The organism is Bacillus sp. FDAARGOS_235 (assembly GCF_002073415.2).
Classification (GTDB): domain Bacteria; phylum Bacillota; class Bacilli; order Bacillales; family Bacillaceae_G; genus Bacillus_A; species Bacillus_A toyonensis.
Genome location: NZ_CP020437.2, coordinates 3,933,640 through 3,955,082 on the forward strand (window position 1 = coordinate 3,933,640; position 21,443 = coordinate 3,955,082).

The window sequence follows — 21,443 nt, forward strand, 5'->3', positions numbered from 1 at the left end:
GTGGCTGAAAGAACACATGCATGTGGAAAAGTAACAGTAGAAGCTGTTGGACAAACAGTTCAATTAAAAGGTTGGGTACAAAAACGTCGTGACTTAGGTGGATTAATCTTCATCGATTTACGTGACCGTACAGGTATCGTGCAAGTCGTATTTAACCCAGAAACATCAAAAGAAGCACTAGAAGTAGCAGAAACGATTCGTAGTGAATACGTATTGCACGTAGAAGGTACAGTTGTTGAACGTGGTGAAGGCGCAATTAATGACAATATGGCAACTGGTCGTATTGAAGTACAAGCAACGAGAGTAAACGTATTAAACGCAGCGAAAACAACACCAATCATTATCGCTGATGATACAGATGCATCAGAAGATGTGCGTTTAAAATATCGTTACTTAGACTTACGTCGTCCTGTAATGTTTAATACATTCAAAATGCGTCACGACGTAACGAAAACAATTCGTAACTTCCTAGATACAGAAGACTTCTTAGAAGTTGAAACTCCAATTTTAACGAAGAGCACACCAGAAGGAGCTCGTGACTATTTAGTACCAAGCCGTGTACACGACGGTGAATTCTATGCATTACCACAGTCACCACAATTATTTAAACAACTTCTTATGGTCGGCGGATTTGAGCGTTACTATCAAGTAGCACGTTGTTTCCGTGACGAAGATTTACGTGCGGATCGTCAACCAGAATTCACGCAAATCGATATCGAAGCTTCATTCTTAACGCAAGATGAAATTTTAGATATGATGGAGCGTATGATGACGAAAGTTATGAAGGATGCAAAAGGTGTAGAAGTTAGTGCACCATTCCCTCGTATGAAATATGCTGATGCAATGGCTCGCTACGGTTCTGATAAGCCAGATACACGCTTTGAAATGGAACTAACAGACCTATCTGAATTTGCAGCAGATTGTGGATTTAAAGTATTTACAAGTGCTGTAGAAAGCGGCGGACAAGTAAAAGCAATTAATGCAAAAGGTGCCGCAAGCAAATACTCTCGTAAAGACATTGATGCATTAACTGAATTCGTAAAAGTATACGGTGCAAAAGGTCTAGCTTGGCTTAAAGTGGAAGAAGACGGCTTAAAAGGACCGATTGCGAAATTCTTCGGCGAAGAAGATGCAAAAGCGTTAATGAGTACATTAGAAGCTACTGCTGGCGATTTATTACTATTCGTAGCAGATAAGAAAAGCGTTGTTGCAGATAGCTTAGGTGCACTTCGTTTACGTTTAGGTAAAGAGCTTGAGTTAATAGATGAAAGTAAATTTAACTTCCTATGGGTAACTGATTGGCCACTTCTTGAGTACGATGAAGATGCAGATCGTTACTTCGCAGCTCACCACCCATTCACAATGCCATTCCGTGAAGACGTTGAGCTATTAGAAACAGCACCAGAAAAAGCACGTGCACAAGCATATGACCTTGTATTAAACGGTTATGAGCTTGGTGGCGGATCACTTCGTATTTACGAGCGTGACGTACAAGAAAAAATGTTTAAAGCGCTTGGATTCTCACAAGAAGAAGCGCAAGAACAATTCGGATTCTTATTAGAAGCATTCGAATACGGTACACCACCACACGGCGGAATTGCATTAGGTTTAGACCGTCTTGTTATGTTACTTGCAGGTCGTACGAACCTTCGTGATACAATTGCATTCCCGAAAACAGCAAGCGCAAGTTGCTTATTAACAGAAGCTCCAAGCCCAGTTGCAGAAGCTCAGCTTGAAGAACTGAACTTAAAATTAAGCTTGAAAGAAGAGAAGTAAGAATAGGGTCTAGATGGTTATACTATAGCCGTCTAGACTTTTTTTGAGAGGAAGTTTAAAAAGTCCGGTTTAGATAACTGTCGCATTTCGTCGTTGCTTCGCCAGTTCGGTGCTCGAGTAGTAAAGCTACACTGCGCTCCTCCTAGCATACGTGCCTCGATCTGCTCGGTTCTCTAAATCCTCCTTTTTAAACGTATATTGAGAGGAAGTTTAAAAAAGTTCGGTTCAGATGGCAGTCGCATTTCGTCGTTGCTTCGCCAGTCCGGTGCTCGAGTAGTAAAGCTACACTGCGCTCTTCCTAGCATACGTGCCTCGATCTGCTCGGCCCTCTGAATCCTCCTTTTAAAACGTGTATGTAGGAAGAAATAAAAGTCCGGTTTATATTATGTTTTTGTTTGAAATATGTATTTTTAGGAATTCTATAACTTTTTCTATACAAATAGTCGGAAAAACGCTAGAATACATGGTAGACCATTTTTGTAATAGGAGTGTAGAGCTGAATGTTACATCAATTTTCACGTAATGAATTAGCCTTCGGTAAAGAAGGACTTGAAATATTAAAAAATAGTACAATCGGTATTTTAGGAATTGGCGGCGTAGGATCATTTTCAGCTGAAGCGTTAGCGCGTTCTGGTGTAGGACGTCTCGTATTAGTTGATAAAGACGTTGTAGATATTACAAACGTAAACCGTCAAATTCACGCTTTAGTATCTACTGTAGGGCGTTCAAAAGTAGAATTAATGAAAGAGCGTATTGCAGACATTAATCCGGAATGTGAAGTAATTGGATTAGAAATGTTTTATACAGATGAAACATATGAAGAGTTCTTTAAACACGGTTTAGATTTCGTAGTGGATGCATCTGATACGATTACGTTCAAAATCCATTTAATTAAACAATGTTTACGTCGTAAAATTAAAATTATCTCATGTATGGGTGCAGCAAATAAAATGGACCCAACTCGTTTCCGTATTGCGGACATTTCTAAAACACATACAGATCCGATTGCGAAAGTAATTCGTACGAAGCTTCGTAAAGAGGGTATTAAAAAAGGTGTAAAAGTTGTCTTCTCTGACGAAAACCCAATCGTAATTCGTGAAGAAGTACGTAAAGAAATCGTACCAGACGAAAATGCAAAAATTCGTAAGGCGAAATTACCACCTTCTTCAAATGCATTCGTACCATCTGTGGCAGGCTTAATTATGGCAAGTCACGTTGTACGTGAGCGTATTAAAAACGTAGAAGTGAAGCGTGTAGGGCAAGAATAAAAGGAAAGCATATATCCATTTCGGATATATGCTTTTTCTATGTTTTAAAGAATTATTGATATTTGCATCACTACTAGTTCAAATGTAAGTAAGGTTAATAAGTAATGATCATATTTATCTGATTTATAGGCGGATGTATTTTTTAGACTGTTAATGGTGAAAAGAGCTAAAGTCAGGACGAGAAGGCCAAGAGTTATAATGACATTACAGTAAAAATTATCCAATATATTTTGGGAGTTTCCTTGTATGACAGGGAGAAATGTTATTGTCAATTTTTGTCGTTAAATCGATATTTTTTTTCGAATCGTTGATATATTGCAAGTTGTGATAGATATATTTGAAAAATCGTTGATATATTGCAAGTTACGATAGATATATTCGAAAAATCGTTGATATAATTTCATTTACCGATATATCTATATACGGTTCACCGAAAACAAACAAGGATGTCACTTAATCAAAAAAGTGACATCCCTGTTTTTAATTCTCTGCAGAATAAATAATATCTAAATTCCCGTTTTGATCGGTTTTGAAAATGGGAGCAATCTGTTCTTCTTGTTCTTCAACTGAAACAAGTTTTCGAGCACGATCCATAATTCTAACAAGCATTGCATAATCTTCTTCGATTGCTTGTTGTTTTTTTGTGAGTACCGCTAATTTTGCTTGAAGTTCATGATTCGTTTTTTGCAAGGAAGTAAGCTGATCTTGTAATACCTCATTTTCAGTTTGCAACTTTGCGGTTGAAGGGTTATTATGTTCCATGTTTTGCAAAAATGAGATGACATTTTGCATTGTAAGTTCCTGTTGACTTGGCGTGATATTTTCTGAAAACTCGGCATCGATTACGAGCTGCCGAGTTTGTGTAAACTGCTCTTTTTCTATTTTAGCTTCAGAACGTTTTAATTCTTTACGTTGTTTTTTTGCAATCTGTACCGCATCTTCGTAATTCGCTCGTACTTCAGCATTCCATCTAAAACCGCAAGCTGCTGAAGTGCGGTTCAAAGCATCGCCAACTTCATCGAATGCTTTGATTTGTGTACTGCCGCTACGAATATGTCGTAAAACAGTTTCTGCTAAAAGGAGATCGTCTTCTCTTGTCCATGCATCTTGACGTGTTTTCATAAGCGAAGCCTCCGTAATGGTGACGTTTTCGTTTATGTTACCCTTTATTTTTCGTTTTATTCGAACTTTGTAATCTTTCATAAACAGTAGAAAGTGCTTGCTCAAATTTCCCTGTTGTTTTCGGTTTATAATATTGCTTGTTTTTTATTTTATCAGGTAAGTATTGTTGGTGTACCCAGCCATTTGTATGGTCATGTGGATATAAGTATCCAATGCCTCGACCTAACGATTCAGCGCCTTTATAGTGACTGTCTTTTAAATGACCTGGAATGTCACCTGTTTGACCGTTACGTAAATCGTGCAATGCAGCATCAAGTGCTTTATAAGCTGAATTTGATTTTGGTGATAAGCATAGCTCGATAACGGCATTTGCAAGTGGTATGCGTGCCTCTGGGAATCCAACTCGTTCAGCTGACTCGATCGCTGCAAGTGTGCGCGGTCCAGCTTGCGGGCTAGCAAGTCCGATATCTTCATATGCCATAATAAGAAGGCGTCTACCGATACTTTGTAAATCACCTGCTTCAATAAGGCGTGCTAAATAATGAAGTGCTGCATTTACATCACTTCCGCGCACTGATTTTTGAAATGCCGATAATACGTCATAATGAGCATCTCCACCTTTGTCATGAACGAAACTCTTTTTTTGTAAGCATTCTTCTGCGATTTCTAGCGTGATTTCCGCAGCTTTGTCGTCAGTTGTAAAGCTAGATAAAACAGCTAATTCAAGTGCATTATAAGCTGAACGCATATCTCCGCCTGATGCATTTGCAAAGTGATGTAATGCTCCATCCGTAACAGTTACATCATATTCCCCAAGCCCTTTTTCTTTATCTTCAAGAGCTCGTTTTAAACCAATTAAAATATCATCTTCTGTTAGTGCGTGTAACTCGAAGATTTGACATCTGCTTCGGATAGCAGAGTTTATCGCATGGAATGGATTACTCGTCGTTGCACCGATTAAAGTAAGGAGTCCACTTTCTAAATGAGGTAATAGAAAGTCTTGTTTCGCCTTATCTAACCTGTGAACTTCATCTAAAATTAAAACGAGGTGTTGATGCATCTTCGCTTCTTGTACGACAACTTCCATATCTTTTTTATTGTGAGTAACAGCATTTAATAGGCGAAACGGTGTTCCAGTACTTCCCGCAATTGCGCTAGCTATTGATGTTTTTCCTGTACCTGGAGGACCGTATAAAATCATAGATTGAAAATGATTTGCTTGGACCATTCGCCGTAAAATCTTTCCTTCACCAACTAAATGCTGTTGTCCAATAATTTCTTGAATATTTGTAGGGCGCATTCGATGTGCGAGTGGTTGTTTCATTTTTACCGTCTCCCTTACTATATAATCTCATTTTATCGTATCATTTTTTTTAGTGGAATTTGAAATAGGATGCTGTTTTATGGGAAAGATGAATATGAATATTTTCATTTTTCTTTCAATTTTAATAATTTCCGAGTTTTTCAATGTGATTTTATGTTATCATTTTGATACACAAGTTGAAATTTCTTATAATACTATATTATGCTATAATTTCATAGGATTTTAAATTGTGTTCTTTTATAAAGTGAAACTTTAATCAGTGGGGGTTTTGTTTATCCCCTACCTAACTTCTTTGCTCCAGCCGGATTTTGAGGTGGGAGTTTTACTGCCCGCAAATAGCGGGATAAATAAGATATAACCAATAGAAGTGAAAATTTGAAAAGAGGTGCAAAATAGATGAAGATTTCAACAAAAGGCCGCTACGGCTTAACAATTATGATCGATCTTGCAAAAAAGTTTGGTGAAGGTCCGATTTCATTAAAATCAATCGCACAGGCACATGACTTATCGGAACATTACTTAGAACAATTAATTTCACCACTTCGTAACGCTCGTCTTGTAAAGAGTACGCGTGGTGCATATGGCGGATATGTATTATCTGATCAACCGGCTAACATTACAGCTGGGGATGTAATCCGTGTACTAGAGGGTCCAATTAGTGTTGTAGAAATGATAGAAGAAGAAGAACCAGCACAGCGCCAATTATGGATGCGTGTTCGAGATGCGGTGCAAGAAGTGTTAGATAGTACAACTTTAGAAGATTTAGTGCGTTATGAGGAAGAAAATCACGGGGGCTATATGTTTTACATTTAATTCCTTGTGAAACGATTTGGAAAGAAGGAGATTTAATGGAACGCATTTACTTAGATCATGCTGCGACATCTCCGACTCACCCAGAAGTGGTCGAAAAGATGATTCCATATATGACAGAAACATTCGGAAACCCGTCTAGTATTCACTTTTATGGACGTCAAGCGCGCCATGCAGTAGATGAGGCGAGACGCGTGTGTGCAAAAAGCATCCATGCGAACCCGAATGAAATTATATTCACGAGCGGTGGTACAGAAGCTGATAATTTAGCGCTTATAGGTGTAGCACGCGCAAACCGTCATAAAGGTAACCACATTATAACGACGGAAATTGAACATCATGCGATTTTGCATACGTGTGAATTGCTTGAGCGTGAAGGGTTTGAAGTGACATATTTACCTGTCGATGAAACGGGGCGTGTTCAACTTTCTGACATACAAAAGGCATTAACAGAAGAGACAATTCTTGTATCTATTATGTTTGGGAATAATGAAGTAGGGACGATGCAATCGATTGCGGAAATAGGAAAACTGCTAAAAGAGCATCAAGCTTATTTCCATACAGATGCGGTACAAGCTTATGGTTTAGTAGAAATAAATGTGAAAGAGTTTGGGATTGATTTATTATCAATTTCAGCGCACAAAATTAACGGGCCAAAAGGCGTAGGGTTCTTATACGCTAGTGCAAATTTGAAATTTGAACCGTTATTAATAGGCGGAGAGCAAGAAAGAAAACGCCGTGCTGGTACTGAAAATGTACCTAGTATTGTCGGACTTCAACATGCAATTCTTTTAGCTGAAAAAACTCGTGAGCAAAAAAATGCCCAATATGAAGAGTTTAAAGATATAATGGTATCTGTCTTCAAAAATGAAGGCATTACTTTCGAGGTAAACGGAAACTTGGAATATCGCTTACCACATGTGTTGAATATCAGTTTTACAGGAATGAACATTGAACCATTTCTTGTGAACTTAGACTTAGCTGGCATTGCAGTATCAAGTGGTTCTGCTTGTACAGCTGGTTCGATTGATCCATCACATGTATTAGTGGCGATGTTCGGAAAAGACTCCGATCAAATACGTTCATCCGTACGCTTTAGTTTCGGTCTTGGAAATACGAAAGAGCAAATTGAAAAAGCGGCGTACGAAACAGTGAAAATCGTGAAGCGATTAACACAAAATTAGCATGGGAGGTGACATGATGAACAAACTACCTCACGAAACACGCGTTGTCATCGGGATGTCCGGTGGCGTCGATTCATCTGTAGCAGCTCTTTTATTAAAAGAGCAAGGTTATGATGTGATCGGAATTTTTATGAAAAACTGGGATGATACAGATGAGAATGGTGTCTGCACAGCAACAGAAGATTACAATGATGTAATTGAAGTGTGTAACCAAATCGGTATTCCGTATTATGCAGTAAACTTTGAAAAACAATACTGGGACAAAGTATTTACGTACTTCTTAGATGAGTACCGAGCTGGTCGTACACCAAACCCAGATGTAATGTGTAACAAAGAAATTAAATTTAAAGCATTTTTAGAGCATGCAATTGCGCTTGGTGCTGATTATGTAGCGACAGGCCATTATGCACGTGTTGCTTATATGGACGGCGAATATAAAATGCTTCGCGGCGTTGATGACAATAAAGACCAAACGTATTTCTTAAATCAATTAAGCCAAGAGCAATTATCAAAAACAATGTTCCCATTAGGTGAATTAAAGAAACCGCAAATTCGCGAAATGGCGACAGAAGCTGGTTTAGCGACAGCGGCGAAGAAAGATAGTACTGGTATTTGCTTCATTGGCGAGCGTAACTTTAAAGATTTCTTAAGTAACTATTTACCAGCGCAACCAGGTGTGATGCAAACGTTATCTGGTGAAGTGAAAGGAAAACATGACGGTTTAATGTACTATACAATTGGACAACGTCATGGCCTTGGTATTGGTGGTAACGGTGATCCATGGTTCGCTGTTGGGAAAAACTTAAAAGACAACATTTTATATGTTGATCAAGGATTCCATAATGAACTTCTATATGGTGATGAAGTTATCGCTACGAATGTAGGATGGGTAAGTAACAAAGCAAAAGAAACAGAATTTAAATGCACAGCGAAATTCCGCTATCGTCAAGCAGATAATAAAGTAACGGTTCAAATTGTTGATGAAAATACAGTTCGTATTCTTTGTGATGAGCCAATTCGTGCGATTACGCCAGGCCAAGCAGTTGTTTTCTATGATGGAGATGAGTGCTTAGGCGGCGCTACAATTGATGAAGTATATCATAGTGGTAAGAAATTAGATTATTTAGGATAAAACGAGAAGCCTCTGCCGATTAGCGGTTAGAGGTTTCTTTTATATAAAGCGAATTTTCGTTCGCTTGGAAAATACATTCTTTGTTATAATTTGTTGTAGAGGTGAAGGACATGTCAAACAAACTTGAAACAGGTATTCAATATATGCAAGAAGGAAACTGGGAAGAAGCAGCTAAAAATTTTACAGAAGCAATCGAAGAAAATCCGAAAGATGCGCTTGGATATATTAACTTTGCGAATTTATTAGATGTATTAGGTGATAGTGAACGAGCAATTTTATTTTATAAGCGTGCATTAGAGTTAGATGATAAATCTGCGGCTGCTTATTATGGCTTAGGAAACGTATATTACGGTCAAGAGCAATTTGCAGAGGCAAAATCTGTATTTGAACAAGCAATGCAATCGGGCTTACAGTCAGCTGATGTAACATTTATGTTAGGTATTACACATGTGCAACTTGGAAATGATCGTCTTGCATTACCATTTTTACAAAGAGCGACGGAATTAGATGAAGACGATGTAGAAGCTGTTTTCCAATGCGGACTTTGCTTCGCGCGACTAGAACATATTCAAGAGGCAAAACCTTATTTTGAAAAGGTATTAGAAATGGATGAAGAGCATGCAGATGCGTATTATAATTTAGGTGTTGCGTACGTATTTGAAGAAAATAACGAGAAAGCTCTTACTTTATTTAAGAAAGCAACTGAAATTCAGCCAGACCACTTTTTAGCTGGTAATGGTATTCGTTTATTAGAGCAAGAAGCTGAATAAAGTGAAATAATAGTTTAATGCGCAGTTACCCCTCATCTAAAGATTGTGAAAGAGGTGGGGGATGTACTGCTCATTAAGGTGAAAAGAACTCGGGAAGGAGAGGAAAGATGGGAAATCAACATGCCATGGATTTGTTTGAGGAAGAGAAAAAATTTATAAAAGCGCAAGTTCTTCATACCATTTTCCACAACGAAGAAAACCTCTATTCCGTTGTCAGTATGAAAATCATTGAAACGAATGAAACATACGACGAAAAAAAAGTAATGATAAACGGTCATTTTCCCCGTATGCATGAAGATGAAGTGTTTACATTAACAGGTCATTTTAAAGACCACCCGAAGTATGGGAAACAATATTTAGTTGAAACGTTTAAGAAAGAATTGCCGCAAACAAAAGCAGGTATGGTGCAATATTTAGCGAGCGATTTATTTAAAGGGATTGGAAAGCGTACGGCTGAAAAAATCGTAGATCACCTTGGTGAGCATGCCATTTCTAAAATTATGGATGATCCTGATGCGTTAAATGGTGTTGTTAACAAACAAAAAGCACAGGAAATATATGAGACAATTGTGGAGCATCAAGGGTTAGAGAAAGTAATGAGCTTTTTAAATGGTTACGGTTTTGGAACGAAGCTTTCTATTAAAATTTATCAGCAATATAAAGAAATGACATTAGAAGTGATTCGTAATAATCCATATCAACTTATTGAAGAAGTGGACGGGATTGGTTTTGGACGAGCAGATGATATAGGACGTGCGTTAGGTATATCGGGTAATCATGATGACCGTGTACGTGCGGGATGTTTTTATACGTTAGAGAATGTTTCACTGCAGCTCGGTCACGTTTATATGGGGAAAGATCAACTTGTAAGAGAAACGATGTCACTTTTAAATAATCAAGAAGGTAGAGTGACTGAGGAAGACATTATAGGCTGTGTTGAAATGATGCAAAGTGAAGGGAAAGTCATCATTGAAGAAGAACGAGTGTACTTAGCATCGTTATTTTACTCTGAAAAAGGTGTTGTAAAGTCTATTCGTAGGCTTATGAATCAAGAGGAAACCCCTTCATTTCCTGAAGCAGAAATGTTAAAAACATTAGGTGAAATTGAAGAACAGCTGAAGGTGCAGTATGCACCGTTTCAGCAAGAAGCAATTCAAACGGCACTTCATAAGCCGATGATGTTATTGACAGGTGGACCAGGAACGGGGAAAACAACAGTTATTAAAGGAATTGTTGAAATGTACGCGTCCTTGCATGGGGTATCATTAAATCCGAATGAATACAGTGATGATAATCCATTTCCAATATTATTAACGGCTCCAACAGGAAGAGCAGCGAAGCGAATGAGTGAATCTACCGGGCTCCCTGCTTGTACAATTCATCGTCTGCTTGGTTGGACGCCAGAAGGGTCTTTCCAGCGTAATGAAACCGATCCAGTTCAAGGGAAGTTACTCATTATTGATGAGTTTTCGATGGTAGATATTTGGCTTGCAAATCAGCTATTCAAGTCACTTCCGACAAATATTCAAGTTATCGTTGTAGGTGATGAAGATCAGTTGCCATCTGTAGGACCTGGACAAGTGTTAAAAGATTTATTAAATGCAGGAGCCATTCCAACGGTAAAACTTACAGAAATTTATCGTCAGGCGGAAGGTTCGTCTGTTATTCAGCTTGCCCATGCGATAAAAGACGGAACACTTCCACCGGATTTAGCTCAAAATAAAAAAGATCGTTCATTTATCAGCTGTGCAGGGGCTCAAATTGTTGAAGTTGTAAAAAAAGTATGTGAAAACGCGAAGACGAAAGGGTTTAGCGCAAGAGATGTCCAAGTGTTGGCACCTATGTACCGCGGACCAGCAGGTATTAATGTGTTAAATGAAGCTCTTCAAGAAGTGTTTAATCCGAAAAAAGAAAAAAGTAAAGAAATTGCCTACGGTGACGTTGTGTATCGAAGAGGTGATAAAGTACTTCAATTAGTCAATCAGCCGGAAAGCCAAGTATTTAATGGTGATATTGGAGAAATTGTTTCGGTGTTTTATGCAAAAGAAAATGTTGAGCAACAGGACATGATTATCGTTTCATTTGATGGAATCGAAGTAACGTATACAAAGCCGGATTTAAATCAAATTACCCATGCATATTGCTGCTCGATTCATAAATCACAAGGTAGTGAATTTCCAATAGTTATTATGCCGATTGTAAAGAGCTACTACCGTATGTTACGTCGTAATTTAATTTACACGGGCATTACAAGAAGTAAGAAATTCCTTATTATTTGTGGGGAGGAAGCGGCTTTTCAATCCGGTGTAAATCGCCTTGACGATGCAATGCGTCAAACGACTTTAGCTAGTCGTTTGCAAGAATCACAAGGAGAGGTGCAGATGGTAACGGTTAATGGCGAGGAAATGGACGTGGAAAACATTTCACCGTATGATTTCATGTAACGAGGTGAAATTATATAGTGAAACTTTCAAACGTATAACGTTGAAAGGCTCCAGCAATGTATAAATGAATGGGGTTTGGACATAATGGCGAATAGAATCTGGGAGACTGTAAGGAGATGAAAGCCATATGTTTATTTGTCCAAATTGCAAAGGGAAAGACATCGGAAAAATAGGTGTCAACCAATTTTATTGCTGGAATTGTTATATCGAATTATCGGTTTCAAAGGGGAAAATCCATACGCATCAAGTAGAGGAAGATGGTTCATTAAGCTCTCTTGATGATTTATTTGATGAGAACGAAAGAACGATCGGATAACGAAAAGGGGGATTTACTTTGAATCTACGCAATTCATTAATCGCATTAGGTGTTGGAGCTGCAGCATATCAATATGCTCGCAAGCAAGATGTATTTTCAAAACGCAATATGAAAAAAGCACGTAAGATGATTAAATCTTATTTATAAACGTAAAAAACTCCCTTCATGATAAGGGAGTTTTTTTATGCGCTCGTATGCAAATATAAAAGTCCAATTTCAGAGAAGAGATAAGATAGACCGTAACACCCAACACCAAGCATTCCGTAATGAAATAATTGCTTCGCCCTCTCTTTTCGTGAGGAACGAATAAAGAAACCTTTCCAAATACCAAATCCGATACAAACCCATTCAAGAATCATAAAAAGTGCTGATAATACGAGCATAAATAAAACCATTATGAGTCCTCCTGATTATATTGTTTCATGCTGCATTCTCAGGGATGGTTGTCCTTGTTATGTTATGTATATGTACGTCTTTACAAAACAGTATGGTCTGTATGAAAAGATTTTAAAAGTTTTGCACATAACCTACCCTATTTATTTTCAAAATAAAGGTGGAGGAGGTTTTTCGTGTGAAGAATCTTAAAATCATTTGGATATACCGTTTAGGATTATTGTTACTTGTATTTCTTTGTTTGCTTGTCTTCTTAAAGATCAAGCCACTATGGGCGCCGATTATTTTTGTATGTAAAGTGGCGATTACACCGTTTCTTATCGCTTGTTTTATTGCGTATTTATTGCATCCTTTAATTGAAAAAATTCATAAGGAAGGGATGCCGCGCACACTCGCTATTTTGCTCATTTACATCCTGTTCTTTGGCGGGATTGGCTATGGGATTTATAAAGGAACGCCAGTTGTTATTAAACAGTTACAAGAAATTAATGAACAATTTCCGCAGTTCACAAAAATGTATGATTCTTGGATGGATGGCGTTACAGAACAAACAGCGAATTTCCCATCATTTATTCATGAAAAGGTAAAGCAAATTTTCGTTGGTGTAGAAATGAAGATACAAACGCTTTTAAATAAAGTTATGAGCACAGCCCGTGGTGTACTGGATTCATTGCTCATTATTTTCTTGATTCCGTTCATTGTATTTTACATATTAAAAGATTACGGTGAGTTTTATCATATCTTTTGGAAACTAGTTCCGAGTAAGTGGCGTAGTACGGGTCAAATGCTTGCGAAAGAAATTGATAAATCACTCGGAAGTTATATTCGAGGACAGTTATTTGTTTGCTTAGTATTAGGGGGAGTATCTGTTCTTTCTTTTTGGTTTATCGGTATGAAGTATCCATTGCTGCTCGGCATTATTATTGGGGTAACGGATATAATCCCATACTTTGGTCCTATTTTAGGGGCGATTCCCACGTTGATGATTGCGGCAACGGTATCAACGAGTTTACTCATTAAGGCGGGGATTACAATTGTTATTTTGCAATTTTTGGAAAGTAACATTTTATCGCCTTACATCGTTGGTAAGTCGCTTCGTATGCACCCCGTTATTATTATGCTTGCCTTACTAGTTGGAGGAGAGATAGCCGGGATTGTAGGATTGCTAATATCGGTTCCGATTTTAGCAGTTATTCGTACAGTGATTGTTCATGTGAGGCCTCTTTGGAAAAGAGAAGATGTTTAAAATGAAGCCCTCTATTTAAAAAATAGAGGGCTAATCATATGATTATTTAGGGAGCTGATTTTTTATTTTTTGAACAAAAGAGCTCACATCAGTTGTTTGAATATGTTTTATTCTTTTCCATTCCGTATCATACATAAATACAATTTGATTGCTGAAAAGGCGCTTTTGTTCTTTTAGATTAGAAATTTTTGCGAAAGAGTACTCTTCAAATATTGGATTCTTACTTACATCTGGTCCATAAAAGAATAGCCTTTTGTCCGTTAAAATCAATAGGCCTGGCCTTGCGACGGAACGATAAATAAATATGTCTAATGAACATGCTGCATAAAAAAGAATTTTTTCATCAGTTGTTAACATTTCTCTAGCTTGATTCAATAAAGTTGTCATTGTAATCGCTCCTTTATTGTTAATAATTTAATTATAACAAATAATGTAATATTTAGAAGTTTGTATAAAGTATTTTTTGTGAGGAGATTCCTATTTAGTAATAAATGCATAATATATTGAAAGGCTGTTAAGAATGAATAGTAGAATAACTATGAGTAATAAACAATTGATACAATATAAATGATTATCTACATTGACAAACTTAAGAGAATTCTATTATATTTAGTCATATAATACATTAAATCAATGACGGAACAAGTACGTTACAGTCCATTTGTAGAGAGAAGCTTCCACTGGCTGAAAGGAGCTTTAAATGAAGGGTAACAGAAAGCTAATCCTGAGAGCAGCTAATCACTGCCGTCTTGCCACGTTACGGCACCATGAGGTGATGAATTGATTGTTATAATAATCAATTCATAATTAGGGTGGTATCGCGAGTTAACTCTCGTCCCTTTTATAGGGGCGGGAGTTTTTTATATTTAAGGAGGAAAATACAATGAAACAACTAACAGGCGCACAAATTCGTCAAATGTTTTTAGACTTTTTCCAAGAAAAAGGACATGCAGTAGAACCTAGTGCATCACTAGTTCCACATGAAGATCCATCTCTTCTATGGATTAACAGTGGTGTAGCAACATTAAAAAAATATTTTGATGGACGCGTAATCCCGCAAAATCCACGTATTACAAATGCTCAAAAATCAATTCGTACAAACGATATTGAAAACGTAGGGAAAACAGCTCGTCACCATACATTCTTTGAAATGTTAGGGAACTTCTCGATCGGTGATTACTTCAAAGAAGAAGCAATTACTTGGGCTTGGGAATTTTTAACGAGCGACAAGTGGATTGGATTCGATAAAGAATTACTATCAGTTACAATCCATCCGGAAGATGAAGAAGCATTTACAATTTGGAATGAGAAAATGGGTGTTCCAAAAGAGCGCATCATCCGCTTAGAAGAAAACTTCTGGGATATCGGTGAAGGACCAAGTGGACCGAATACAGAGATTTTCTATGATCGCGGGGAAGCTTACGGTAATGACTTTAGTGACCCAGAATTATATCCGGGCGGAGAAAACGAGCGTTACTTAGAAGTATGGAACCTTGTATTCTCTCAATTTAACCATAATCCAGACGGTTCATATACACCACTTCCTAAGAAGAACATTGATACAGGGATGGGTCTAGAGCGTATGACATCTATCGTTCAAGATGTACCTACGAACTTTGATACGGATCTATTCATGCCAATGATTGGTGCAACAGAATCAATTTCTGGTGAGAAGTATCGTAATGGAGACTTAGAAAAAGATATGGCGTTTAAAGTCATTGCTGACCATATTCGTACAGTAACATTCGCTGTTGGTGACGGTGCTCTTCCATCTAACGAAGGCCGTGGTTATGTATTACGTCGTTTATTACGCCGTGCTGTTCGTTATTCTAAGAAATTAAACATCAACCGTCCATTCATGTTTGAATTAGTACCGGTTGTTGGAGAAGTAATGAAAGACTTCTATCCAGAAGTACTGGAAAAGAAAGATTTCATCGCAAAAGTTGTGAAAAATGAAGAAGAACGCTTCCACGAAACACTTCATGATGGTGAAGCAATTTTAGCTGAAGTTATTGCAAAAGCGAAAGAAGAAAAAACAACTGTTATTTCTGGCGTAGATGCGTTCCGTTTATACGACACGTACGGTTTCCCAATTGAATTAACAGAAGAATATGCAGAAGAAGCTGGTATGACAGTTGACCATAAAGGTTTTGAAGCTGAAATGGAAAAACAACGTGAGCGTGCACGTGCTGCTCGTCAAGACGTTGATTCTATGCAAGTTCAAGGCGGTGTACTTGGTGAAGTTAAAGTAGCGAGCGAATTCGTTGGTTACGGTACAGTTGCAACAGAAAGTAACATTGTTGCACTTGTGAAAAACGGTGAGTATACAGATAGCTTACAAGCAGGTGAAGAAGGACAGTTAATGCTTGATGTAACACCATTCTATGCTGAGAGCGGCGGACAAATTGCAGACCGTGGTTACCTTCTTGCTGATGGCGTGAAAGTTGTTGTAAAAGATGTACAAAAAGCACCAAATGGTCAAAACTTACACAAAGTAGTTGTGGAAGAAGGTACATTAACGAAAGGTGCGGCTGTAAAAGCTGTTATCGATACGAAAAACCGTAGTAGCGTTGTGAAAAACCATACAGCAACTCACTTACTACACCAAGCGTTAAAAGATGTACTTGGAACGCATGTTAACCAAGCAGGTTCTCTTGTAACTTCTGAACGTTTACGCTTTGACTTCTCTCACTTCGGTCAAGTACAAGCTGACGAATTAGAAAAAATTGAGCGTATCGTAAACGAGAAAATTTGGGAAAGTATTAACGTTGAGATTTCTCAAAAATCAATCGAAGAAGCGAAAGAAATGGGTGCAATGGCATTATTCGGTGAAAAATACGGTGATGTTGTACGCGTTGTACAAGTAGGCGATTACAGCTTAGAGCTTTGCGGTGGTTGTCACGTTGATAACACAGCTTCTATCGGTATTTTCAAAATCGTTGCTGAGTCTGGTATCGGTGCAGGAACTCGTCGTATTGAGGCGGTAACTGGTAAGTCTGCATACGAATTAATGAACGATCAAGTAGGTTTATTAAAAGAAGCAGCAGGAAAAATGAAAACAAATCCGAAAGATATTTTAACGAGAGTTGATGGCTTATTTGCTGAAGTGAAACAACTTCAAAAAGAAAATGAATCTCTTGCTGCAAAATTAAGCAATATCGAAGCTGGAAACTTAACTGATTCAGTAATGACAGTTGATGGCGTAAACGTATTAGCAGCGAAAGTAAATGTTGCAGATATGAACAACTTACGTACGATGATGGATGACCTTAAAAATAAATTAGAGTCTGCAGTTGTTGTATTAGTGTCTGTAAATGACGATAAAGTAAACATTTTAGCTGGCGTAACGAAAGATTTAATTAGCCAAGGTTACCATGCTGGTAAACTTGTGAAAGAAGTAGCTTCTCGTTGTGGCGGTGGCGGTGGTGGCCGTCCTGATATGGCTCAAGCGGGCGGTAAAAACCCAGCACAAGTTGAAGAAGCTTTAGCATTTGTACAAGAGTACGTTAAATCTGTTTCAAAATAAAGAGATAGTAGTGTACAATGGTAGGGAGAGGAGAAGTTCTTCTCCCTATACTTACTATATAAGTGAGGTGCTTGAAATGGACGGTTTTGATAAAACAATGAAGTTTAGCATTCAAGATGAAAAACAGAGTGTCCATGTAAATGATGTACTTTTAACTGTGTATGATGCACTTCAAGAAAAAGGCTATAATCCGATTAACCAAATCGTCGGTTATTTATTAAGTGGAGATCCAGCATACATACCTCGCCATAAAGATGCACGAAGCATTGTTCGCAAACTTGAACGTGATGAGATAATTGAAGAGCTTGTGAAGTCTTACTTGAAACATCATCGTGAGGAGTAGTTTATGCGGATATTAGGTTTAGATGTAGGTACAAAAACAGTCGGAGTTGCAATGAGCGACGAAATGGGCTGGACAGCACAAGGATTGGAAACAATCAAGATTAACGAAGAACGAGGTCACTTTGGTTTTGACCGTATTTCTGAGTTAGTAAAGCAGTACAATGTGGACAAAATAGTAGTAGGTTTACCTAAAAATATGAATGGTACAATTGGCCCACGTGGTGAAGCGTGCCAGCAATTTGCAGAAAACCTACGAGAGCTGTTACAATTAGACGTTGTAATGTGGGACGAGCGTTTGTCGACGATGGCGGCGGAGCGTCTACTCATTTCAGCTGATGTAAGTCGTAAGAAGCGAAAGCAAGTAATCGATAAGATGGCTGCAGTCGTAATCTTACAAGGATTTTTAGATAGTAAATAAGAGGTGACCAAAATGGAAGAAAATCAAATTACAATTGTAGACGAAAAAGGTAACGAACATTTATGTGAGATTGTTTTCACTTTTGATGCTGAAAAATTTGGCAAAAAATCATATGTAGTCTTCTCTCCAATCGGTGAAGTAGACGAAGATGGAGACCAAATTTATGATGCAATGGCTTATGAGCAAAATGAAGAAGAGGGCGGAACTTTACTTCCAATCGAATCTGAAGAAGAGTGGGAAATGGTACAAGAAATGTTCAACACTCTAGCTGATGAGCAAGAAGCTGAATAATAAGTACTGAGAAGATGGACGATATATAGTCCATCTTTTTTTATATGTAAAATGAAAGATTTTTTGTCGAAACTGTGTAATCCTTTGTAGTATAATGAGACGGATTGTAGAAAAATAAAATATCTGTCAAAAAATGATAGGTAAGTTTATTGTGATTTTTCATCGTGTTGTATAGAAAGACGTACATATGGCCTACAATTGAATAAGGAGGAAGAGTTTTGATAGAGAATCAAGTGAAAAAGAAGCGTAGACGCATTTTTTTATTTTCGATTATTGCACTGCTTTTAGTTTGTGGTTCAGTCTATGCGTATATTTCATCGGCATTAGGACCAGTTGATAGCGGGAATAAAAAAGAGATTGAAGTAGAAATTCCGAAAGGATCATCTACTAGTAAAATTGGTGAAATTTTAGAAGAAAAGGGTGCTGTGAAAAACGGTACAGTTTTTAGCTTTTATACAAAGGCTAAATCAAAAAACTTACAAGCTGGTACATATTTATTAAATCCTTCAATGAGTGCCTCAGATGTCATTGAACAAATGTCATCTGGTAATGTACATCGTCCAGCTCTGTATAAAGTGACGATAAAAGAAGGAGCGCAAGTAACTGAAATTGCAGAAACGGTTGCGAGTGAATTAAAGTGGAATAAAGATGATGTTACGCGTCAATTAAACGATAAAGCATTTATTCAAAAAATGCAGCAAAAGTATCCGAAGTTATTAACGGATAAAATCTTTGATAGTAATATTAAATATCCATTAGAAGGGTATTTATATCCTGCGACGTATTCGTTCTATAAGAAAGATACAACGTTAGAAGAAATCGTAATTCCAATGCTTGAGAAAACAAATGCAATCATTGTTCAAAACGAGGCGAAAATGAAAGCGAAGAACTGGGATGTTCATCAGCTTTTAACATTGTCTTCACTGATTGAAGAAGAGGCGACTGGTTTTACAGATCGCCAAAAGATTTCTAGTGTTTTTTATAATCGCTTAGCAAAAGGTATGCCCCTTCAAACAGATCCAACGGTATTATACGCGCTTGGAAAGCATAAGCAACGTGTATTATACGAGGATTTAAAGGTGAATTCACCGTATAATACGTATGTTGTAAAAGGATTACCAGTTGGACCGATTGCGAACTCTGGTAAACATTCAGTGGAAGCTGCGTTAGAACCTGCGCAAACAGATTATTATTATTTCTTAGCTGCACCAAGTGGTGAAGTGTACTATGCGAAAACATTAGAAGAGCATAATGCATTAAAGCAAAAATATATTACGAAAAAACAGTGAAATGGGGAGGGATAGCGAAAAAGGTCGCACATCCCTCTTTTTTGTGGTAAAATATATCGGGTTAAAAACTGGCAGAAGAATCGTTTTTAATATCAAAACGGGACGTACAAGCTAAGGGTAAAGCTGGCTTGTATTTTTATTGCATTCTATGTGTGAAAAGACGTCATAGAGGCACTTCTCCATGTAAATAAGGAGGACCATTTATGGAGGATGCAGTTAACGAGTACCTATTATCATTTATTGATCCAAAAGATAAATTAATTCTTGAAATGGAAGAATATGCAACAGAAAATCATGTGCCGATTATGGATCGACTTGGAATGGAATTTATGCTGCAATTTTTACGTTTAATTGGACCGAAAAGCATTTTAGAGCTTGGTACAGCAATTGGCTATTCTAGTATTCGTATGATGCAAGCTATTCCAAATTCACGCATTGTGACAGTTGAGCGCAATCGTGAACGATATGAAAAAGCACTTGAATATATAGAACGTTCCCCAGTAAAAGAACGTATTTCAGTTATATACGGTGATGCGTTAGAGACGGGTGAACAAGTAAAAGAACACGGAACATTTGACGTTATTTTTATTGATGCAGCAAAAGGACAATATCGTCGCTTTTTTGACTTATATGAACCGTTATTAAACCCTGGTGGCGTAATTATTTCAGATAATGTTATGTACCATGGTCTTGTAACGACAAAAGAGAAAATTGAAAATAGACGTACACGTGGTTTAATCCGTCGTATTAAGACGTACAATGAATGGCTTATGAACCATGAAGGATATGATACAACGATTTTCCCAATTGGAGATGGAGTAGCTGTTAGTAAAAAGAGAGGATGACCAAGGTATGAAGAAACCTGAATTGTTAGTAACGCCAAGAGCGGTGGCGGATATCGAACCTCTTGCGAAAGCAGGAGCAGATGCAGTAATGATCGGTGAACAAAAGTTTGGTTTACGTTTAGCAGGGGAATTTTCACGTGAAGATGTAAAAAAATCTGTTAAAATTGCACATGAAAATGGTGTGAAAGTATACGTAGCAATGAATGCTATGTTCCATAATGATAAAGTAGAGGAATTAACAGATTACGTTGCATTTTTAAACGAAGTACATGTAGATGCAATTGTCTTCGGAGATCCAGCGGTATTAATGGCTGTTCGTGAAGTAGCACCAAATATGCAACTGCACTGGAATACAGAAACGACAGCAACAAATTGGTTCACTTGTAACTACTGGGGGCAAAGAGGAGCGAAGCGTGCTGTATTAGCTCGTGAGCTTAGCTTAGATGAAATTGTTGATTTAAAAGAAAATGCTGAAGTGGAACTTGAAGTGCAAATTCACGGTATGACTTGTATGTTCCAATCGAAGCGTTCGTTAGTAGGAAACTACTTTGAGTATCAAGGACGTAATCTTGACATTGAAAAGAAAAAATATGAAGAGAATATGTTCTTGTATGACCCAGAGCGTAACAATAAATATCCAATTTATGAAGATGAAAATGGTACTCACATTATGAGTCCGAATGATATTTGTTTCATCGATGAATTAGAGGAACTAATTGAGGCTGAAGTTGATAGCTTAAAAATCGATGGTGTACTAAAAAGCTCTGAATACATTATTGAAGTAACGAAGAAATATCGTCAAGCGATTGATTTGTGTGTGGAAGATCGTGATGCGTATTATGACGTGAAAGATGATCTATATAAAGAAATAGAAGAAATGCAACCAGTAAATCGTCCATTAGATACAGGATTCTTCTTTAAAGAAACGGTTTACTAAACGAGGAGGG

The 21,443-nt window shown here is 37.6% G+C and carries 21 protein-coding genes and 1 other annotated feature; of the genes, 17 read left to right on the top strand and 4 right to left on the bottom strand.

Translation table 11 applies throughout. The features are described from left to right. The gene (aspS, locus tag A6J74_RS22455; RefSeq protein WP_000840918.1) at window positions 1-1,776 is read left to right on the top strand and encodes an aspartate--tRNA ligase; all 1,776 of its coding nucleotides are present in this window, start codon (window positions 1-3) and stop codon (window positions 1,774-1,776) included. Window positions 1,777-2,276: 500 nt separating this feature from the next. After that, the gene (locus A6J74_RS22460) at window positions 2,277-3,044 is read left to right on the top strand and encodes a tRNA threonylcarbamoyladenosine dehydratase (protein ID WP_000903173.1); all 768 of its coding nucleotides are present in this window, start codon (window positions 2,277-2,279) and stop codon (window positions 3,042-3,044) included. Between the two features lie 480 nt (window positions 3,045-3,524). Here A6J74_RS22460 and A6J74_RS22475 read toward each other — a convergent pair whose 3' ends face one another. Both A6J74_RS22475 and A6J74_RS22480 read right to left on the bottom strand, forming a co-directional pair. Then, the gene (locus tag A6J74_RS22475; protein WP_000857728.1) at window positions 3,525-4,166 is read right to left on the bottom strand and encodes an RsfA family transcriptional regulator; all 642 of its coding nucleotides are present in this window, start codon (window positions 4,164-4,166) and stop codon (window positions 3,525-3,527) included. A gap of 37 nt (window positions 4,167-4,203) precedes the next feature. Next, window positions 4,204-5,490 carry a replication-associated recombination protein A gene (locus tag A6J74_RS22480; RefSeq protein ID WP_000812908.1) on the bottom strand — a complete coding sequence of 429 codons (1,287 nt, stop codon included), beginning with the start codon at window positions 5,488-5,490 and terminating at the stop codon, window positions 4,204-4,206. A gap of 396 nt (window positions 5,491-5,886) precedes the next feature. On the opposite strand from A6J74_RS22480, the gene cymR reads away from it, so the two are divergent. From cymR to A6J74_RS22515, 7 genes are all read left to right on the top strand, one after another. Then, window positions 5,887-6,303 (top strand): cysteine metabolism transcriptional regulator CymR, encoded by a 417-nt coding sequence (gene cymR / locus A6J74_RS22485; RefSeq protein WP_000704116.1) that lies wholly within the window; start codon window positions 5,887-5,889, stop codon window positions 6,301-6,303. Between the two features lie 35 nt (window positions 6,304-6,338). Beyond that, entirely contained in the window at window positions 6,339-7,484 is a 1,146-nt protein-coding gene (locus A6J74_RS22490; protein ID WP_000439899.1) for a cysteine desulfurase family protein, read from the top strand. 16 nt (window positions 7,485-7,500) lie between these two features. Then, complete coding sequence (gene mnmA, locus A6J74_RS22495) at window positions 7,501-8,616, top strand: tRNA 2-thiouridine(34) synthase MnmA (protein ID WP_001038014.1); 1,116 nt, start codon at window positions 7,501-7,503, stop codon at window positions 8,614-8,616. 110 nt (window positions 8,617-8,726) lie between these two features. Then, the gene (locus tag A6J74_RS22500; protein WP_000066402.1) at window positions 8,727-9,386 is read left to right on the top strand and encodes a tetratricopeptide repeat protein; all 660 of its coding nucleotides are present in this window, start codon (window positions 8,727-8,729) and stop codon (window positions 9,384-9,386) included. 107 nt (window positions 9,387-9,493) lie between these two features. Further along, window positions 9,494-11,830, top strand: a complete 2,337-nt coding sequence (recD2, locus tag A6J74_RS22505) for an SF1B family DNA helicase RecD2 (RefSeq protein WP_000528059.1) — start codon at window positions 9,494-9,496, stop codon at window positions 11,828-11,830. A gap of 127 nt (window positions 11,831-11,957) precedes the next feature. Further along, window positions 11,958-12,146, top strand: coding sequence for a hypothetical protein (locus tag A6J74_RS22510; RefSeq protein ID WP_000469281.1), 189 nt, complete (start codon window positions 11,958-11,960; stop codon window positions 12,144-12,146). Window positions 12,147-12,164: 18 nt separating this feature from the next. Continuing rightward, entirely contained in the window at window positions 12,165-12,293 is a 129-nt protein-coding gene (locus A6J74_RS22515; RefSeq protein ID WP_001053553.1) for a YrzQ family protein, read from the top strand. Between the two features lie 35 nt (window positions 12,294-12,328). Here A6J74_RS22515 and A6J74_RS22520 read toward each other — a convergent pair whose 3' ends face one another. Further along, window positions 12,329-12,541: a hypothetical protein gene (locus A6J74_RS22520; RefSeq protein WP_000242555.1), complete on the bottom strand. Its 213-nt coding sequence runs from the start codon at window positions 12,539-12,541 to the stop codon at window positions 12,329-12,331. 176 nt (window positions 12,542-12,717) lie between these two features. On the opposite strand from A6J74_RS22520, the gene A6J74_RS22525 reads away from it, so the two are divergent. After that, complete coding sequence (locus A6J74_RS22525; protein WP_000793114.1) at window positions 12,718-13,785, top strand: AI-2E family transporter; 1,068 nt, start codon at window positions 12,718-12,720, stop codon at window positions 13,783-13,785. A 42-nt stretch (window positions 13,786-13,827) separates the two neighbouring features. On the opposite strand, the gene A6J74_RS22530 is transcribed toward A6J74_RS22525, so the two are convergent. Continuing rightward, window positions 13,828-14,172, bottom strand: coding sequence for a PH domain-containing protein (locus A6J74_RS22530; RefSeq protein WP_000209538.1), 345 nt, complete (start codon window positions 14,170-14,172; stop codon window positions 13,828-13,830). A 237-nt stretch (window positions 14,173-14,409) separates the two neighbouring features. Beyond that, window positions 14,410-14,628, top strand: a binding site (T-box leader). A gap of 40 nt (window positions 14,629-14,668) precedes the next feature. Between A6J74_RS22530 and alaS the strand changes: the two genes are divergently transcribed. The 7 genes from alaS to A6J74_RS22565 all read left to right on the top strand — a co-directional run bounded on the left by alaS (window position 14,669) and on the right by A6J74_RS22565 (window position 21,433). After that, complete coding sequence (alaS, locus tag A6J74_RS22535) at window positions 14,669-17,311, top strand: alanine--tRNA ligase (protein ID WP_000811807.1); 2,643 nt, start codon at window positions 14,669-14,671, stop codon at window positions 17,309-17,311. 76 nt (window positions 17,312-17,387) lie between these two features. Next, a complete protein-coding gene (locus A6J74_RS22540) occupies window positions 17,388-17,654 on the top strand; it encodes an IreB family regulatory phosphoprotein (protein WP_000348591.1) in 267 nt (88 codons plus the stop codon). 3 nt (window positions 17,655-17,657) lie between these two features. Then, on the top strand, window positions 17,658-18,071 hold the full coding sequence (gene ruvX / locus A6J74_RS22545) for a Holliday junction resolvase RuvX (protein WP_001221202.1): 414 nt from the start codon (window positions 17,658-17,660) through the stop codon (window positions 18,069-18,071). 12 nt (window positions 18,072-18,083) lie between these two features. Further along, the gene (locus A6J74_RS22550) at window positions 18,084-18,362 is read left to right on the top strand and encodes a DUF1292 domain-containing protein (protein WP_000392249.1); all 279 of its coding nucleotides are present in this window, start codon (window positions 18,084-18,086) and stop codon (window positions 18,360-18,362) included. 218 nt (window positions 18,363-18,580) lie between these two features. Beyond that, window positions 18,581-19,651: an endolytic transglycosylase MltG gene (mltG, locus tag A6J74_RS22555; protein ID WP_000572128.1), complete on the top strand. Its 1,071-nt coding sequence runs from the start codon at window positions 18,581-18,583 to the stop codon at window positions 19,649-19,651. A 203-nt stretch (window positions 19,652-19,854) separates the two neighbouring features. Then, window positions 19,855-20,496, top strand: coding sequence for an O-methyltransferase (locus A6J74_RS22560; RefSeq protein ID WP_000389100.1), 642 nt, complete (start codon window positions 19,855-19,857; stop codon window positions 20,494-20,496). A 7-nt stretch (window positions 20,497-20,503) separates the two neighbouring features. Beyond that, window positions 20,504-21,433, top strand: coding sequence for a peptidase U32 family protein (locus tag A6J74_RS22565; protein WP_000742797.1), 930 nt, complete (start codon window positions 20,504-20,506; stop codon window positions 21,431-21,433). Window positions 21,434-21,443: the final 10 nt, after the last annotated feature.

Excerpts from the sequence above, each read along its gene's own strand:
- A6J74_RS22460 (WP_000903173.1), top strand. The coding sequence starts at position 2,277 with ATGTTACATCAATTTTCACGTAATGAATTAGCCTTCGGTAAAGAAGGA.
- A6J74_RS22475 (WP_000857728.1), bottom strand. The coding sequence starts at position 4,166 with ATGAAAACACGTCAAGATGCATGGACAAGAGAAGACGATCTCCTTTTA.
- A6J74_RS22480 (WP_000812908.1), bottom strand. The coding sequence starts at position 5,490 with ATGAAACAACCACTCGCACATCGAATGCGCCCTACAAATATTCAAGAA.
- cymR (WP_000704116.1), top strand. The coding sequence starts at position 5,887 with ATGAAGATTTCAACAAAAGGCCGCTACGGCTTAACAATTATGATCGAT.
- A6J74_RS22490 (WP_000439899.1), top strand. The coding sequence starts at position 6,339 with ATGGAACGCATTTACTTAGATCATGCTGCGACATCTCCGACTCACCCA.
- mnmA (WP_001038014.1), top strand. The coding sequence starts at position 7,501 with ATGAACAAACTACCTCACGAAACACGCGTTGTCATCGGGATGTCCGGT.
- A6J74_RS22500 (WP_000066402.1), top strand. The coding sequence starts at position 8,727 with ATGTCAAACAAACTTGAAACAGGTATTCAATATATGCAAGAAGGAAAC.
- recD2 (WP_000528059.1), top strand. The coding sequence starts at position 9,494 with ATGGGAAATCAACATGCCATGGATTTGTTTGAGGAAGAGAAAAAATTT.
- A6J74_RS22510 (WP_000469281.1), top strand. The coding sequence starts at position 11,958 with ATGTTTATTTGTCCAAATTGCAAAGGGAAAGACATCGGAAAAATAGGT.
- A6J74_RS22520 (WP_000242555.1), bottom strand. The coding sequence starts at position 12,541 with ATGGTTTTATTTATGCTCGTATTATCAGCACTTTTTATGATTCTTGAA.
- A6J74_RS22530 (WP_000209538.1), bottom strand. The coding sequence starts at position 14,172 with ATGACAACTTTATTGAATCAAGCTAGAGAAATGTTAACAACTGATGAA.
- alaS (WP_000811807.1), top strand. The coding sequence starts at position 14,669 with ATGAAACAACTAACAGGCGCACAAATTCGTCAAATGTTTTTAGACTTT.
- A6J74_RS22540 (WP_000348591.1), top strand. The coding sequence starts at position 17,388 with ATGGACGGTTTTGATAAAACAATGAAGTTTAGCATTCAAGATGAAAAA.
- ruvX (WP_001221202.1), top strand. The coding sequence starts at position 17,658 with ATGCGGATATTAGGTTTAGATGTAGGTACAAAAACAGTCGGAGTTGCA.
- A6J74_RS22550 (WP_000392249.1), top strand. The coding sequence starts at position 18,084 with ATGGAAGAAAATCAAATTACAATTGTAGACGAAAAAGGTAACGAACAT.
- A6J74_RS22560 (WP_000389100.1), top strand. The coding sequence starts at position 19,855 with ATGGAGGATGCAGTTAACGAGTACCTATTATCATTTATTGATCCAAAA.
- A6J74_RS22565 (WP_000742797.1), top strand. The coding sequence starts at position 20,504 with ATGAAGAAACCTGAATTGTTAGTAACGCCAAGAGCGGTGGCGGATATC.